We start from the raw sequence: 18,031 nt of genomic DNA, 5'->3' as shown, positions 1-18,031 counted from the left end.
AGGGAGAAAGTGGGAAACGAATTTTATAAGCTCAGCACGGGTGAAAGAATTTTCAGAGTCATTAACTACTTGCTTCTAATCGCGCTGTGTTTATCGATCATTCTACCTTTTTTTAATATTTTTGCACTTGCTTTTAATCCCGGTAAAGACGCGGAAAGAGGCGGCATTTACTTCTGGCCGAGGATTTGGGCTTATGCATTAAAGAGCAAAACATTGCCTGGCGGAAAATACATTATGATGATCATTTTCTTCACCATGTTGTTTGGAGGGGGAATCATTCCCTATTACATGCTGCTTAAGTCCATTCATTTGACGAATAATATTTGGGTTTACGTCATTCCAAGCTTATATAGCGTATGGAACATCATCATAATGCGAACATTTTTTCAACAAATCCATCCGAGTTTGGAAGAATCGGCGCGAATTGATGGGTATAACGACTTTTCGATTTTCTTGCGCGTCATTATGCCGCTCAGTCGGCCGGTTATAGCGGTTATTGGCTTGTTTAACGCCGTTGGCCATTGGAACGATTGGTTCACTGGTGCATTTTATATTCGAAAATCGTCTTTGCGCCCGCTGTCCACGCTTCTACAAGAAATGTTGATGAGTGCGGAAGCGATGCGGGATACGCTCAATCAGGCTGCCGGACTTAGATACGATTTGATCGAAAAAATGCAGGTTACAGGAAACTCGCTTAAAATGGCAACGATCATTATCGTCGTCACGCCGATTATTCTTATCTATCCATTTGTGCAGCGCTATTTTACCAAGGGTATTATGATCGGATCGATTAAAGAGTAAATCAGCCTAGGAGAGGATGGGGGAAAAATGAAAATAGTGAATCCATACGTAGAGTTGGGGACTTGGTTTAAAGGAAGCTTTCATAATCACACGACGAACAGCGATGGTTGGTTTTCGCTCGAAACGGTTTACAAAATGTACGGTGGATACGATTTTCTCGGTATTTCTGACCACGATAAAATTACGAAACACGAAGGCAAAAGAGAGATACCGAATGTTTTCGAAGCCATAGAAGTAAGCAGTCGGCAAACACATATGCTGCTCGTGAAACCGCCGCAAATGATTATGGAAAACTACAGCAATGCATTTACGATTGAGAACTATCAACGCTTTGTGGATCTAACAACGACGAACGATGGATTTGCAGTGCTTGTGCATCCGAATCGGTATTTCTCGAATTTTTGGGAACTAGAAGATATGTTTAAGATGGAACGTTATCTTGGGGTTGAAGTCTATAACGGGGACGGCAATCCAGAGTATGATATCGCGTTTGACAAGTGGGATGCTCTTCTATCCGCGGGTCGTAAAGTGTGGGGCTTCGGAAATGACGACTCGCACGTATATGGACAAGAAAAACGCGCTTGGAACGTGGTTAGAGCTAAGGCAAATACGAACGATGCTATCATTGATGCGATTAAAGAAGGTAACTTTTATGTATCAACGGGGTATGGGTTTGATGCGATCAGTGTAGAAGGCAACAAGGTTGTTGTTGATCTTCGCTCTAATGATTTGCTTGATAAAATGTACAAATACGTCACGTTTTTCGGTAAAGACGGACAGGTGCTTAAAGAAACAACAGGACGAATCAAGCAAGCTGAATATGAGTGTAAAGGAGACGAAAAATACGTCCGTATAGCCGTTTATTTGGAAGGCGGGTATTCAGCTTTTTCTCAGCCATTATTTATTGAAGATTAATCAGCTCTTAGGTCGAGGAGGAGTTATGGTGGAGCACAACAAGTTAAGATTCCGATCAGACGGGACATTTACGATCATTCAATTTACCGATATGCATATCAAGAATGGAATTGAACCTGAAAAGGATGTTCAAACGTTAGCTGTTATTCAGCAGCTGATTGCGTCGCAGAAGCCCGATTTGATCGTCCTTACTGGCGATGTCATATCCAGCTATGATACAGAGGATCAAGAAGCAGCATTTCGCCGTGCGATTGCGGATGTTGTCCAGTCTGCCATTCCGTTCGCTGTCATTTATGGCAATCATGATTCAGAGACAGGTATTACTCGTCAGCGATTGAATGAAGTTTTAAAGGAATATAGTAATAACTTATCTGAGGATGGTCCTAAGGACATCCATGGAGTTGGGAATTATGCTCTTACTGTAGCGGGTTCTGCGAGTGAAGAAGATACGGCTGTTCTGTACTTTTTTGATTCCGGAGATTCAGCACCTGAGTCCGTTGGTGGATATGAATGGATACATCCAGATCAGGTTCACTGGTACTGCAGCGAATCGAAAAAGCTTGCTCAGAAGAATGGCAGCGCATTGCCTGGACTCGCTTTTTTCCATATTCCAATACCGGAATATGAGCAAGTCTGGCAGGAAGGCAAAAGTATAGGCAATAAAGGCGAGGAGGTCTGCTGTCCGAAGTTGAACAGCGGTTTATTCACGGCAATGCTGGAGCAGGGTGATGTCATGGGGACTTTTGCCGGACATGATCATGATAATGATTACGTAGGAGAGCTTCATGGCATCCGATTGTGTTATGGACGTGCCACGGGCTTCAACACATACGGAGAGCTTGAGCGCGGAGCAAGAATCATTACGTTATTCGAAGGAAAACGGGAGTTCGATACACGGATAGAAATAGCGAAATTGAACTAAGCTGATAAGGAATTGTCTCGCGGCTGAATGATATTAAAGAATAAATGATGAGAAAGTTTGTCGAAGTCGAAGTATATCTTATATAATTCTAATATATGAACGAAATATACTTCCACGAAGGGTGAATAATGTGCAACCAAAAATCAAAGATGTGGCCCGGGTAGCAGGAGTTTCGGTTACGACTGTGTCCAGAGTGCTAAATGGCGAGAGGTATGTGAAAGACGATCTCAAGGAAAAGGTGAATCAAGCCATCGATCAATTGGGATACGCTCCGAGCCATATCGCCCGAAGCTTGGTACGCAACAAAACGAATCTCATTGGGGTAATTGTGCCAGATCTTACCTCAAGCTTCTATTCGACAATTTTAAGCAGCATCGAAGAGGCGGCTAGCACTAATGATTATAACCTTTTGGTATGCAATATCATCGAGGATATAGATAAAGAATTAAAGTATATCAATGTGTTTCAGGAAATGCGAGTAGAAGGCATCATTATTATGCATGAGAAAATTAATGAGGAAATTCGTGCTTTGATTCATAAGATGAACATTCCCGTTATTTTTTCTAGTGTTAAACCGATGGACCAGGAGTTCGCTTCTGTAATTATTGATGACTACAAAGCTGCTTACGATGCGACAAAATATTTGATTGAGCTTGGCCATGAGGAAATCGGGTTTATCGGCGGCGACATGCGTGATATTACATCGGGACAAAACCGGTATAGCGGATATCGAAATGCATTGTCAGACCATTCCATTAAAATCATATATGAAAATATCCGGTTCGGTGATTATAAAGTGAAAAGCGGATACGAGCAAATGAAGGATATTCTTCGCAATAAACAAACGCCTACGGCTGTATTTGCCGTAAGTGATGATATGGCTGTTGGAGCGATGAACTGCATTTGGGATCATAACCTTCGAGTTCCAGAGGATATTTCCATTATGGGCTTTGACGGAAGTCAACTGACCGAGCTTGCCCGTCCGAGGTTAACCTCAATGGAGCAGCCTATTCAAGACATGGGCAAAGTGACGATGGCAGCGCTGTTGAAACAGATTACGAATAAGGAAACGTCAACCGAGGATATTATCTTGGAGCATAAACTAGTTGTCCGTGAAAGCTGTATAAGAAGAGATTCATAAGGATTAGAGAGCACAGCACATCAGTGCATATCGGAAATAGATGGAGATGAGGCACCATTGAAAAATTACGATGTCATCGTGATTGGAGACGCGAATATTGATTTAGTTGTTGAGGGCTGCAACGAGCTGCCAGCACCCGGACAAGAGGTATTTGTTCAAAATATGACCATCCACGTCGGCGGAGGGGCAGCTTTGTTTAGTTTGGCAACAGCCAAGCTAGGTTTGAAGGTTGCCTTTAACGGAGTTCTAGGTGAGGACGGATTTGGTCAGCTTATAAAAGATCAATTTTCTCGGTATGGAATCGATACCAGATATATTAAAAAGAGCAGCAGCAATACAGGAATATCCATTGCAATTAATCCGGAAAATGATCGTTCTTTTATAACGTATGCTGGTTCAAACGCCGAGCTAAGCTTGCAGCAGCTTGACATGAATAGTGTTTTATTAGGACGTCATGTTCATTTGACTTGTTATAAGGGAAGCCGCAATCATGCTGAATTTTTGGAAACGGTAAAAAAGCTTAAAGCACTAAACGTAACGACCTCTATTGATATGGGGTGGGATGACACTGGGGAATGGTACCCTGGCATTTTTGAACTAATGAAGCATATCGACGTTTTCTTCATGAACGAAACCGAAGCTATACACTATACCGGTTGTACAACGGTAGAGGAAAGTCTTGAAGTTCTTTCTAAACACAGCAGCCATATCGTGCTCAAATTGGGTTCGAAAGGTGCGGTGACATCGGTAGGCGGGCAGCAGTCCTATCGTTCGAGCTTCTCCGTCCGAGTCGTCGACACGACTGGAGCGGGTGATTCTTTTAATGCCGGTTATATTTATGGATATTTGGCAGGGAAAAATCCAGAGGAATGTTTGATATATGGAAATGCTTGCGGCGCAATGTCTGTAAGCGAATATGGTGGAAATACAGGGACGACAAACATACAGCTGCTAGAGAAATTTATCGCAGATCGAATTGGTGAAACAAAAGAAACGCTGGAAACCACACTATGAATCTAATGATTCATAGTGATGGTTTATGTATGAGACTATAAGCGGGTTTTAGGAGAGTGGACATCATACAAGTCGAGAAACTGAACGCAAATCTCGTAAAGCTGAAAACTCGTGTGTCGGAAGGGCAATGGGGCAAACGCATCGTTGCGGAATTGGAATATGCTAATCGAGTTTCAAAGGTGATGGGAGGTCAGTATGATGATCTGATCGATCCCGTTGTTATCGATCTGCTGAATACATTAGATCAAGAAGGCATCATCGGGGAGCAAACGGTTCGCAGTGCAGAGCAGCGGTTGTCTGAAATGGCAGCAGCAGCGAAGTCGTACCATTTGATTTGTGCTGCTCATGCCCACTTGGATATGAACTTTCTTTGGGGCTGGGATGAGACGGTATCCGCGACTCTTAATACGTTCCGTACAATGCTGGATCTGCTGCAGGAGTATCCTGATTTTCGCTTTTCCCATTCACAAGCAGCTGCCTATCATATTGTTGAAACCTATGATCCTGAAATGCTAGAAGAAATCAAAGTTCGTGTGCAAGAAGGACGATGGGAAGTAACGGCATCAACATGGGTTGAAGCGGATAAGAACATGCCAAGCGGTGAAAGTATGACTCGGCAGTTCTTATATGCCAAAAACTATCTTACACATTTGTTCGGATTGCAGTTGGATGATTTGCAAATCGATTTTGAGCCGGACACTTTCGGTCATGCGCTTAATGTGCCGGAATCTTTGCATCACGCGGGCATCAAATATTATTACTATTGCCGCGGTCATAACCATGAGGGACATCACCTCTATCGCTGGATGGCGCCCTCAGGGAGATCGGTTATCGCATATAAAGAGCCGCATTGGTACGATTCCCGCATTGAGGGTGAAATGGTGCTTACGGTGCCGGAGTTTTGCCAGAAAACAGGCTTGAATACGATGATGAAAGTATATGGGGTAGGTGATCATGGCGGCGGTCCGACGCGGCGTGACATAGAGCGCATACTTGATATGAAGGAATGGCCGATTTTTCCGACCATTCGCTTCGGAAAGTATGCAGAATACTTCGCGTTAACAGAGCAAATAGCCGATCAACTCCCGATTGTGCAAAACGAGCTGAACTTTATTTTTACAGGGTGCTACAGCTCGGAAGCACGTTTGAAACAAGCGAACCGAGTTTCGGAAAACCTGTTGTATGAAGCGGAAGCATTGTCTAGTGTGTCCGCGTTGTGGACTTCATCCAAGTATTATGGCAAGCAATTAGAAGAAGCTTGGAGAAAAACTTTGTTTAATCAATTTCACGATATTTTGCCGGGAACAGGCATTCCAGAAACGCGTGATCATGCACTTGGAGCGTTCCAAGAAATATCCGCCATGGCTAATAGCAAACGAAGCGCTGCTATGCGCAGTCTTGCTGCGCGCATCGATACGTCACGTTTTCTTGTTGAGGGCGAGGACCTGAAAGAAAGCTTTTCCGAAGGAGCAGGCGCTGGAGTCGGTGTCAGCATTAAGCATCAGTTTCGAACGGGTGAAAGTGACCGCGGACGCGGGAAAACACGGATATTTAATGTGTTCAATAGTGCTACTACCGCACGTAAAGAATTAGCCGAGATTACGATTTGGGATTGGGATGGAAATATCCAAAGCATCGGTTTCGAAGACGACGAGGGAAATTCACTTGATTTTCAATTTGTGGATCGTGGATTTGCCGAGCATTGGGGGCACTTTTTCTTGCGTATATTACTGCCAGTAAATGTCCCAGCATTAGGATACAGCACCTATATCATGACGGAAAAAGCGGGGGATATGGCAGCGCTTACGGCAAATGATTTCTATCTCACGGGTCAAAACCTTCCTCCTGTGGAACTGTATACGTTTGTGTTGGAGAACGAGCTTTTAAAGGCAGTCCTAGATGTGCGAAAGCTTACGATTATCTCATTAATCAATAAAGAGAATGGTCAGCAGTTCATCGATAGCAGTCGACCCGCAGGCGTATTCCGATTCATCGAAGAGGATACTTTTCAAGGAGGTGGCAATGCATGGCTGGTAGGCCGATACCGCAAAATTGAAGAGCTCACTGAAGGCATCAAAATCGAAAGCAGTGAATTAGGCAGCAAGCTGCTGAGGCAATCCATTACGTTCAGCGTCCCGTTTCGAAGATCGAAATTGCAAGTTACGGTATCTCTGGATCAGGGCAGCAGCAGGCTCGATTACAATGTGGAATGTGATTGGCATGAATACGGCAATGAAAAGGAATTTACGCCGCAGTTACAGTTTTATGCGCCTTTTGGTTATGAAAGCGAATCCTATCGATACAATATGGCTTTCGGTACAATTGAACGTCCTTCACTCGACTTAGACGTACCTGCCAACAGTTGGGCTCTCGGGGTTCCTTCGAACCATGAGAAGGGTAGAGCAATTATGCTTCTATCGGATTGTAAATATGGATTCCGAGGTATGGATCGAGCCCTTTCCGTCACACTGCTGCGGGGCTCATATGGCCCGGATGCTTATCCGAATACAGGGGTTCATCGCATTCGTTTAAGTATTTGTGTAGTTGATGCTTCTAAAAACCAGCAATTGATTGAACAATCCTCCCATTATCATCTTCCGCTCCAATACATCTCAGCGGCTGCAAGTAATGGAGATTGGCCAACAACACAAAGCTTCTTGCAATTAATTGAAGGAACGATTGCAATCTCTGCGATCAAGATGCCTGAGAGCGATCAAGCTGTTAATCGATGGATTATTCGCGTGTATGAAACCGAAGGAAACACATCCTCGGTAAAGCTGGAGTTATGCCGCAAAGTGAGCAAAGCTTATTTTGTCGATACGTTAGAATGTCCTCTAGTTGAGGGGGAAGTATTCATTAATGAATCACAAATAGGTTTTGAGGTTATGGCTTTTGGCGTCGCGAGCCTATGTATTGAATTTGAACAATAGGAGGGTTGTCCGGTGAGTATCGATCAGCAAGCAGAAAAGACTACACAAACCTTAATTTATCCGGTTTATGAACAAAATGTAGAACGGATTCTGGATCTGCCGCGAGTCCGGCATCTGTTCGATGTGTCAGTATTGAGACCGCATATGGGCGCCAAAGATGCAATAACGTGGTTCTATGGTCGTCTAGGACAACCGGATGTTGTTATCGTAGGTATGGGTGACGCCTCGCTAATTCACCCTGTTCGGATTAGGGAAGCAGCCGGCAACACGGGAAGAGCAGCAGCCAAAGAGAAATGTGGTCGTGTGCATGTTTCTTTTCAAGCGCTGTGGGATGCCAATATAGCATCCGATCAAGAAGCAGAAGCTATCTCGGCATGGGTGGAAGGTTGGAAACTGGGTACGTATTCCTTCGATAAATATAAGACGAAGTCAGATAAGCTGGAAATCCCGATCCTTTCTTTCGATGGACAGACCGGTTTGCAGATCCAGGAGGCTATTCGCCAAGGGGAAATTCATGCTGAAGGTACGATCTGGGCGCGCGATCTTGCGAATGAGCCAGCCAACTATTTGCGCCCGTTAGAACTTATGGACAAAGTGATGGAGCGTTTTGCCGGAACGGGTGTGGAGATTAATGTCTACACTGGCGAGGAGTTGGAGAGGCAAGGTTTTGCCGGCGTAATAGCGGTTGGTAAAGGAAGCGTATATGCGCCTGCTTTTATCGAACTTCGCTATTGTACGGATGAGTCAAAGCCGCTTACAGCTCTAATTGGCAAAGGAATTACGTTCGACACCGGAGGAATCAGCCTTAAAAAAGATTACGATATTAGCAGTATGAGGATGGATATGGCCGGTGCGGCAGGTGTGCTTGGGGCGCTGGATATCGTCGTTAAGTGCGGTGCGTCCGCCAACATAGCGGTGTTGGTGCCGACTGCAGAGAATGTTATATCAGGGAACAGCTTACTACCGAGTGATGTAATCCGATATGCGAATGGCCTAACCGTTCAAGTAGGCAATACCGATTCGGAAGGCCGACTCATACTGGCTGATGCGTTGATCCATGCTCATCGAATAGGGGCAGTGGAAGCGATCGATATGGCAACGTTAACTTACGCTGTCGTAGGCGCACTAGGAACGAAGATTGCAGGTATCCTCGGCGACGACGAGTTGGTGGGGTTGTGTAAAAATGCAGGTGAGCCGTTTGGCGAGAAAGTATGGCAGCTGCCATTGGTAGATGAATACGAATCGTATTTGGATAGCACATATGCCGATGTCTGCAACATTAGCAGCGGTGATGGGGGAGGTGCGATTTCAGCGGCACTGTTCTTACGCAAGTTTGTCCATCCTTCATTGAAATGGGCACATATCGACATGAATGGTCCCAAAGATTCATCCTCCGCAAGTGGCCAGCAGGCTATCGGTGCGACCGGCTTCGGCGCGAGAATGTTGGCTTCGTTTGTGATGTCGAGATAAAAAGGAGGGTAATCCTCCTCTTTATTTATTTTTTTGTAAACGCAAACAAATACATATATAACATTAAACAACAAGTGGGTGAGCGTTGAATTTATTATTCTATCAAATGAATGTAGGAGGTTATTTATGTTGCTTATGAGAAATAAGAGATTGGTTAGCATGGTTTTGGTTATGAGTTTATGGATTAGCTGTATCAGTATCGGTTTTCCTCATGCTATTGCTTATGCTGATGATAGCAGTCAACCTACGACGATTTCCGGTTTAGTTGGTGAATGGAAATTTGATGAAGTGTCGAAGGAGGGAATATCTCCGGACACGTTGAAGCGGAATAATGCTATCCTTACCGATGCTGCAATAGGAAGCGGAAAGGTAGGAAAAGCCTTATTGTTAAATGGTTATCTTAGTTACGCCACTGTACCGAATCAGAATTTAATAAATACAGGCAGCGATTTCTCTATGAGCCTGCTTGTCAATTTCAATTCAACCTATACAAACAGAGACGTTGTCATTGTTCAGCAGCAAGGTGAGGGCGGAGAAACGCTGCTATCACGCAGAGCTGATGGTAGATTACAATCCTCTCTTGGCGGAAAAACGACGATCGGAGCAACATTAATTGAGCCTAAAAAGTGGTACCATGTTGCCCTTAGCAGAGAGGGTGACCAGGTTAAGCTTTATGTCAATGGTGCGTTCGAAGCTGCTACGGACGATACGTTATTAGTATCGAATAGTGGTGATTTTCGGATTGGAGCTGACCGAGAGCCGGAAGTGACAAATGCGTGGCCGGGGCTCATCGACGAATTCGAAATTTATGACAAGGCTCTGACAGATGAGGAAATGAAACAGGTTCCGGGTTTTAATTGGCCTATTATTTCGTTAAACGGTCATTCGGAATTGAGTTTATCTTTGAACGATACCTATGTGGAGAACGGAGCACAAGCATCCGATTCAAAGGACGGAGATATTACGGCCGATATTCAAACGACTGGTCTTGTCGATACGAGTAAAGGCGGCATCTACAAAGTGAACTATACGGTATCTAACCAAGCAGGAGATTCGGTTACCAAAGTGAGGACTGTAACTGTTATTCCACCAAAAACGTTATCTCGCGCGAGCAGAGTTTTGATTGATAAAGGGCTGCAAATGCAGACGTGGATGACAACGGATCAATCAGGTCGGAAATACGCTAGTGCAGAGGAATGGAAAAACAGTCATTTTACTACGGCTACCTATTACGAATATCCGGGCTATAACCAAATGTTCCATAACCAGATGCCAGAAGCACAATGGTCGTTTGTAAAAGGGGCATTCGGAGATGGCTTGGGAGGCGGTCCGAAAGAAAAAGATATGACGGGATTTTTGAGTGATGCGCAAAAAACTAATGTAGATAAGCTGATTACGATATCATTTGGAGATGAAGAAAACTACAACGAAGGGATCTTGAAAACCTTTACGGAGTGGTTCAAGCTAAGCCACAAACTTTATCCGGATGTCCTCGCTCACAGCAACCAACAATCGCGTCAATGGCAAAGGGACGATTATGAAACGTACATTCGTACGGCCGAACCTGACCTGCTCACATTCGACGATTATTTATTCTCAACGAGAGGCTCGGACAACAATCTATTTACAACAATCGTCAATAACATTAATGACCAAAGAACGATTGCACTTAAGGGCTATGACGGAACCGGGCAAAGTCCGATCGCTTTCGGGCAATATTTGCTTGGCTTCAAGACAGGTGAGATTCCTGCAGATGTAGGTCCATATATTATAACTGAATCTCAAATATACGGCGTTCCGTTCGCCACATTGACGATGGGCGGCAAATGGCTCAGCATGTTCCGCTGGGAGTATGACAGCAACACTTTCTTGTTTTTTGACAAGGATGGTAAACCTACAAAGCAATATGAGCAATATGCCGAAATGGCAAGGCAAATAAGCAACCTTGGACCGCATCTTGTACGGCTCAATAGCACAGATGTCTCTATTTTGCCGGGGCAACATAAGGATTCGAACGGAAGAATCGTTAAAAACCTAACGCCTAGAGAAACACCAATATTCGATAAGAATACTCAGCTAAAGCATCCTTATTTAAGAAGTGTAGTTTCGAAAAACTCCAGCGTTCATGGTGGACTTAATGGCGATGTAATGCTTGGTTTTTTTGAACCTCTGCCAGATACAGAGTCGTTTTTCAACTCCACAGACATGGAATATTTTATGGTCATGAATGGACTGACATCAGGTAACGGTAAAACGGTGGAGCAGCACGGAGAGGGTGCAGAGACGGAACAGACGATAACGGTGCAATTAAATCTAGCAAAATACAATAAGGATGCGATTAAGAGAGTAAGTAGACTTACAGGAGATCTGGAACCTGTTGAATTGACGCCAATTGGCGGAAACCTCTATCAACTAGAAGTCGTCCTTAACGGGGGAGTAGCGGATTTATTCCAATTGGATAAAACAAAAGTAAATCTTGACTACATTGCTGCGAATGCTTTAAGCCTTCCAGAGACACTTACAATGGATGCAGGAGAAACGGAAGCAATAGAAGCGGTTGTTTTACCAGCAGGAGCGACCGAAAAGAGTGTAGATTGGTACACATCGAATGAGCAGATCGCGACCGTAGACAGCAATGGAAAAGTAAATGCGATAGCTGGAGGGAAAGCAGTTATTACGGCAATTAGTGTTGATGGCAACAAAAAGGCGTCCACTAGCATCACGGTTACTAGTGACGTTGTTCCTGTAACTGGCATTAAGGTTTCCCCCTCAACCGGAACGCTCTATACGAATGAAACGATGAAGTTGACTGCTGAGATCTTACCAAGCAATGCAACGAACAAAGCATATGAATGGTTCAGCAGCAACGCTGATGCAGCTGCCGTGGATCAGAGCGGTAAGGTATTTGCGAAATTACCGGGCTCGGCTGAGATTTCGGCCAGAACATTAGACGGACGATTTGTGGCTAAAAGTACAATAACGGTGTTGGACGCAAACAGCGAAGCGTCATTGTCGGAGTTAGTCGTTAGTGGAGGAAAAGAGAACATTGTTTTTAATAGCGAAATATACGATTATACAACAAGGGTTAATACAAAAGTAGATGCCATTACGATTCAGCCACGGCTGAAAAACAAAAAAGGCACAATGACAGTTAACGATATTCCAGTCATCAGCGGACAGAAGATTACAGCGAAGCTGCCGATGGGCAATAGTAAGATCGTATTCGTTACCAAAGCAGCGGATGGCATGACAACAAAAACCTATACGCTAACGGTAAAACGAAACAAAAATGTAGCGCTTGAAGCTACGGTTGTAAGTGCCACATATTTGAATAAAGATGGAGAGCCAGCTAACTTAATTAGAAACGATTACGATAACTCAAGTGAGCATTCTCCGCTCAAGTTTGCTGACGGGGATGAGGAGACGTATTTCCAAAGTGCTGCTATTACAAACCTGAACCCAAAAGGTGAGTTTAATCCTGCGCATCGGATTATGCTGCAATGGGACGACGATAATCTTCAAGATTTTAATAAACTAGTTCTTGTCGTCAATAATGCACAGCAGCAAGGTATAACCGTCATCGATACTGAAACTTCTGTAAATGGCACCACATGGCAGGAGCTTAATGCTAAAGCCTATAAGCCGACATGGCAGACAGACAGTCCAGACATTTACGAGAGTGTAACCATTGATCTTCCCAATTATAAGGAATATTACGGTGAAGGTTATAAGGGGTTGAAAGGCATTTATTTGCTGCTATGGGCAGCGAATTTAAATGCCGATCATAAATATGCGATCAGCGAATTTGAGCTGTACAACGAACAAGATGCAGCTGAGCCTATTGAACTGACTTTAGGTGAAATACCTGGCACTGATCCTGAGAATCCTAATGATTCCGTAATTGCTGATTGGGTGTTTTCCGAAGCAAATGTGCAGCCCGGAACATCTATCGAAGCAGGCAATTTGGTTATAAAAGATAGGAGCGGCATGGGCAATGATCTTAAAATGGCCGTTGCTGGAACTCCGGGAGACAATAGGCTGTCATTTACTGAAGACGGTGCTCTTGATTTTGCAAATGAGAAAATAAATGGCCAATATTTGACTACAGTAGAAGGCGCCCCAATCAATACGAAAACTTTCGATAAAGGTTTTACGATTGAAGCAGAATTTAAGCTTGGCACCAATATTAATGACTGGATGGGGATATTGACTCGCCAAGGGAATAACACATTTGATCCAGGGGAACAGGAGCCGCTATCAACGCTATCCATTTCAAGCATTCGCGAAGTTCAATGGGCGAGTACGCATGGGAACTCGAGCTCGAACGAACTCCAATCGAACTGGTCGAACTCACTTTCAGCTGTTAAAGCATGGGCTCAGTCAGATGACTACACACACGTTGCGATTGTGAATGATGGCTCGAAGACAATTTTATTCGTAAATGGTGTAGAATCCATTCGCAATCCTCAAACGGACGAAATCATTAATGGAATCGCAGCCGAAGCGGGCATGGGGTGGAATGTCGGAGCTTATGAATGGGATAGAGCGCCAGACAGCCTCTTTTTAGGAAAAATCAAACATATTAGGGTCTCTAGTAAAGCATTGGAGAAGGACCAATTCATTAAAACGGAGTTCAAATATAAGGTAAATTATGGGACTAATAATGATCTTCCGATGTTTGCACAAGATACGTATACGTTTGCGATCATTCCAGATCCACAGTATGTGGTGCAATCCAAACCGGAAATTCTTGAGAAGCAGCTGCAGTTTATTGCAGACAATTATGTTAGCAAGAATATCGCGATGACGGTAAATGTTGGCGACACGACGCAAAGCAGTGCAGCCAAGGAATGGGCTTCCGCCGATAAGGCCTATAAGATTTTAGATCAAGCTAACGTGCCATACATTGTTACTCGCGGCAATCACGATTTGAATGGCTCTGGCTATCTGGACACCATGGGTCCCAATAGATTTGCTGGTACGGAACATTTCAAGGGCGCTTCGCTTTCGGGATTAAGCACCTACTCGATCATAACAGCCGGCAGCTACAAGTATATGTTCCTTGCGGTAGACTCAGTGGGGAACAATTCGAGTAATACAAAAGAAAGAGACTGGGCAAAAACGGTGCTTAATGAGAACCCGAAAATGCCAACCGTCATTTTCTCGCATAATATTATGAAAATCGATGACAATGGTCAAGTGAGCGAAGGCGGTCAGGGCAGCTTATTTTGGAGAGACCTTGTCGAGAATTATGATCAAGTATTCATGATGGTAGGCGGACATAATAGCGGTGCTGGTCTGAATGTGAAGAAGAAGGCTAATGGAAATGAAGTCTTGCAAGTGTTAACTGACTATCAATCGGATATCGCTGGCGGCAACGGTTGGACATCTTTTTTTGAATTTGATGAAAAGTCAAAGGAGATTCGTGTGAAGTCGTTCTCGCCATATGTTGATAGCATTCCGGTAGGGGAGCGTTCATACCTGGACACGAAATTCTTGATTGGTCCCGGAGATATGTACAACATTCCATTTGATTTCAGCAGCAGATTTCGTTTTGCAAAAAATGATGTCGTTGATGTCGTCACTCCCGACGTGACAAACGACAAAGGTTTAATTAACTTAGTGCCTAAAGTTGATGCTAGAACGGGAGAAGCAAAGGCCGTGGTTGAAGAGCGAGACTGGAACAAAGCGCTTAGCACATCTTCAGCTGATGATGATGGTGTCAAAACGGTTAAAGTCGAGGTGCAGAAAGCGGATAAAGCAAAAGCGTATGTCGTTGAGCTTCCGAAAGCAGCACTCCATTCTGATCTAGCGACGCATTTGATCGAGATAACGACTGCAATTGGAACAATAACGATACCTGCCAATATGCTAAGCGGACAGGATTTGTCCGGAGCGAAGACGGTTGCGCTAGTTATTGCGAGCGTAGATAAAACATCGCTTGATCCAGCTTTACAGGAACAGATTGGCGATAGACCAATTATTGAGGTTGATGTGTATGTCGATGGAGCTAAGGTTGCTTGGAGCAATCCACAGGCTCGAGTGAAAATTTCAGTTCCGTATACACCATCAGATGCCGAGTTAGCCGATTCGGAGCAAATTGTAGCAGGGTACATTAATAACATTGGTAAAGCGATCACAGTACCGAACAGCAAATATGAGCCATCTACAAAAACGGTTGCTTTTACGACGAGTCATTTCAGCAAATATGCGATCAAGTTTGTTCATAAAACATTCGATGATCTCGAGAATGTGAAATGGGCTAAAAAGAAAATTGAAGTACTGGCATCCAAAGGGATTATTAATGGCACGTCTGTAACAAAATACAATCCTTCAGCCACTATAACAAGGGCGGACTTTATCGTTCTGCTTGTTAAGGCGCTTGAATTAACTGCTCCAATCGATACGAATTTCGATGACGTCAGTTTATCTTCTTATTATTATAATGAAGTGATGATCGCCAAAAAGCTTGGCATCACTAATGGCAGCGGAGACAATAAATTTAATCCGCTACAACCGATTACGAGGCAGGACGCGTTCGCTCTACTCCACAAATCGATGAAGGCTGCCGGTATGAAGCTGAACGAAGGCACGTCAGCTGGGCTGGATCGTTTTAACGACAAAGCAAAAGTTGCGAGCTATGCGATGGAAAGCTTGACTTCGTTGATTGAAAATGGAATTGTCAAAGGAAATGGGAATTCCATTCTTCCGCTGGCTCCACTTTCTAGAGCAGAATCGGCTGTAATCTTGTATAACATGATCAATAAATAATGAATGGGGGAGTGCCGCTCGAGCTCAACAGGGCGGCTTTTCCTTTTTTGCAAGGACTGAATATGCACAGTACTTCATGTTTAATGAAAGGGTTTTCAACATTTTCGGTTTAGTTGAGGAAAGTAATTTTTAGAGGCTATTGTAAAACGGGGTAGAATCTATTATACTGACTTCAATTACCGTATGGTAGCGATTCCAGAAAACGTGATTGTCCTTTTATGGTATCGCTACCATACAGATTGTTGAACAAAAATGATGAGCTGTTTAAAACGTTTTGTTGGAGACATTTTCGAACTTCGATTGATGCCTCTATTGAAAGAGGAAGAACAGAATAAGTGCAGCATGAAAGGAGTGTTCATATGGAAATGATGGAGATGCAAGGTGTGAACAAGCCGATGTCCCGGTTGATTATGGGAACGGGAGACCTGAGAGTATTGGACGATGCAAAACGGTTGATGCTTGATGCTTACATTGAAGCAGGCGGCAATATGTTTGATACTGCCCATCAGTACAGAGGAAAAGAGAAGATTTTGGGACAATGGCTGGCGGAGAAGAAGATCAGGGAAAAAGTAGTCATTATGAACAAAGGCGCTCACCACGATGACGGGAGTCCAGGCCCACGGGTGAATCCACAAGCCATCCGAAAGGATCTGGACGAAAGCTTGGAGAGGCTGGGAACAGATTATATCGATCTATATGCGCTTCATAGAGATGATCCGACCGTCGAGGTTGGGCCAATCATGGAAGTGCTAAATGAGCAGCTTGAAACGAAGAAGATTCGCGCGATTGGCGCATCGAATTGGTCGCATCAGCGCATACAGGAAGCGAACGAATACGCGGCGGCGCATCAGCTAGTAGGTTTTACGTTTAGCAGTACGAACCTGAGTCTTGCTAAAGCGAAAGAGCCGAGGTGGGAGGGCTGTGTGTCTGCTGATGAGGAAACCTGCAATTGGCATGAGCGTAACCAGCTGCCGCTATTGTCATGGTCTTCGCAGGCAGGCGGATTTTTCTCAGGCCATTTTACGCCAGACAATCTCTCTGATTCGGAAATGGTGAGAGTGTATTACAACGACAACAACTGGGAGCGATACCGACGAGCGGTGAAGCTAGCGGAGCTGAAACAGGTAACGCCGATTCAAATCTCATTATCTTATGTTCTTCATCAACCTTTCCCAACATGCGCAATCATCGGACCTCGAAATCTTGATGAGCTTCATGATTCGGTTATGGCTATGAATCTACCATTAACTGCCGGGGAAGTCGAATGGCTGGATTTGAAAAAGGAGGAGATTGCGGAATGATCAAACATCAATTGGCGGCTCAGCTCTACACTTTGAGAAACGAAGTAAAGAAGGATTTTCCAGCGGTGCTGAAGCAATTGAGTGAAATGGGATGGGCGGCCGTTCAAATCGACGGGTTGCACGGATATGAAGCACGAGAAATTGCTGCGGTGATGAAGGAACTCGGATTACGTACCGCTGGCATGCATGTAGGGCTGGAGCGAATGAAGTTTGATTTAGTTGCTGTGCTGGAAGAGGCTCGCTTATTCGATACGAAAGACTTTATCTGTCACTCCCTGCCGGATGGGCTGCAAAATCCAGAAGGGTATGCAAGCGTGAAGAAAGACTTGCTTGAAGTGGCTGCTAAAGTTAAGGGCACGAAATATCGCGTTGGCTATCATAATCATGATTTTGAATTTCATACATCCATAGATGGTAAATTTGCACTGGAGTACTTGCTTGATGATCCAGCCATTTACGCTGAGATTGATACGTACTGGGTTCGCAAAGCTGGCCAAGATCCTTTGTCCTTCATCCAGAACTATGCCAATCGTATGCCGATTCTTCATTTGAAGGACATGACTGCGGACAGCAGAGAGACTTTTGCTGAGATCGGATCAGGAGTTATTGATTTTTCTCCAATCCTGCAATGGGGATTGCGAAGCGGCGTTGAGTGGTTTGCGGTAGAGCAGGATTACTGCACAGGAAGTCCGTTGGACAGTCTGGCTGCTAGCTTGGAATACTTATTGAAATTGGAAAAAACGCTCGTTTAACCTTGAAGCCCGCA

10 protein-coding genes are annotated in these 18,031 nt (G+C 44.3%); all 10 read left to right on the top strand.

The window, feature by feature from the left end; all coding sequences use genetic code 11:
- Positions 1–9 precede the first annotated feature (9 nt).
- The 10 genes from AC1DPK_RS06670 to AC1DPK_RS06625 all read left to right on the top strand — a co-directional run bounded on the left by AC1DPK_RS06670 (position 10) and on the right by AC1DPK_RS06625 (position 18,017).
- Positions 10–801, top strand: a complete 792-nt coding sequence (locus tag AC1DPK_RS06670; RefSeq protein WP_477509734.1) for a carbohydrate ABC transporter permease — start codon at positions 10–12, stop codon at positions 799–801.
- A 27-nt stretch (positions 802–828) separates the two neighbouring features.
- The gene (locus AC1DPK_RS06665) at positions 829–1,716 is read left to right on the top strand and encodes a CehA/McbA family metallohydrolase domain-containing protein (RefSeq protein ID WP_477509733.1); all 888 of its coding nucleotides are present in this window, start codon (positions 829–831) and stop codon (positions 1,714–1,716) included.
- Between the two features lie 25 nt (positions 1,717–1,741).
- Positions 1,742–2,638 carry a metallophosphoesterase family protein gene (locus AC1DPK_RS06660; protein ID WP_477509732.1) on the top strand — a complete coding sequence of 299 codons (897 nt, stop codon included), beginning with the start codon at positions 1,742–1,744 and terminating at the stop codon, positions 2,636–2,638.
- Positions 2,639–2,768: 130 nt separating this feature from the next.
- Positions 2,769–3,779: a LacI family DNA-binding transcriptional regulator gene (locus AC1DPK_RS06655; protein ID WP_339203046.1), complete on the top strand. Its 1,011-nt coding sequence runs from the start codon at positions 2,769–2,771 to the stop codon at positions 3,777–3,779.
- A 57-nt stretch (positions 3,780–3,836) separates the two neighbouring features.
- The gene (locus AC1DPK_RS06650) at positions 3,837–4,793 is read left to right on the top strand and encodes a carbohydrate kinase family protein (protein WP_477509731.1); all 957 of its coding nucleotides are present in this window, start codon (positions 3,837–3,839) and stop codon (positions 4,791–4,793) included.
- Positions 4,794–4,849: 56 nt separating this feature from the next.
- A complete protein-coding gene (locus AC1DPK_RS06645; RefSeq protein WP_477509730.1) occupies positions 4,850–7,723 on the top strand; it encodes an alpha-mannosidase in 2,874 nt (957 codons plus the stop codon).
- 12 nt (positions 7,724–7,735) lie between these two features.
- Positions 7,736–9,193, top strand: coding sequence for a leucyl aminopeptidase family protein (locus AC1DPK_RS06640; RefSeq protein WP_477509729.1), 1,458 nt, complete (start codon positions 7,736–7,738; stop codon positions 9,191–9,193).
- A gap of 126 nt (positions 9,194–9,319) precedes the next feature.
- Positions 9,320–15,964, top strand: a complete 6,645-nt coding sequence (locus tag AC1DPK_RS06635; protein WP_477509728.1) for a LamG-like jellyroll fold domain-containing protein — start codon at positions 9,320–9,322, stop codon at positions 15,962–15,964.
- Positions 15,965–16,323: 359 nt separating this feature from the next.
- Positions 16,324–17,265, top strand: coding sequence for an aldo/keto reductase (locus tag AC1DPK_RS06630; protein ID WP_477509727.1), 942 nt, complete (start codon positions 16,324–16,326; stop codon positions 17,263–17,265).
- The gene (locus AC1DPK_RS06625) at positions 17,262–18,017 is read left to right on the top strand and encodes a sugar phosphate isomerase/epimerase family protein (RefSeq protein ID WP_477509726.1); all 756 of its coding nucleotides are present in this window, start codon (positions 17,262–17,264) and stop codon (positions 18,015–18,017) included. Before AC1DPK_RS06630 ends, AC1DPK_RS06625 begins: the two co-directional genes overlap by 4 nt.
- Positions 18,018–18,031 lie beyond the last annotated feature (14 nt).

Source organism: Paenibacillus sp. 01T424 (assembly GCF_056398745.1).
This window is presented reverse-complemented; position numbering and strand designations above follow the sequence as displayed.

Excerpts from the sequence above, each read along its gene's own strand:
- AC1DPK_RS06665 (WP_477509733.1), top strand. The coding sequence starts at position 829 with ATGAAAATAGTGAATCCATACGTAGAGTTGGGGACTTGGTTTAAAGGA.
- AC1DPK_RS06630 (WP_477509727.1), top strand. The coding sequence starts at position 16,324 with ATGGAAATGATGGAGATGCAAGGTGTGAACAAGCCGATGTCCCGGTTG.
- AC1DPK_RS06660 (WP_477509732.1), top strand. The coding sequence starts at position 1,742 with ATGGTGGAGCACAACAAGTTAAGATTCCGATCAGACGGGACATTTACG.
- AC1DPK_RS06625 (WP_477509726.1), top strand. The coding sequence starts at position 17,262 with ATGATCAAACATCAATTGGCGGCTCAGCTCTACACTTTGAGAAACGAA.
- AC1DPK_RS06635 (WP_477509728.1), top strand. The coding sequence starts at position 9,320 with ATGTTGCTTATGAGAAATAAGAGATTGGTTAGCATGGTTTTGGTTATG.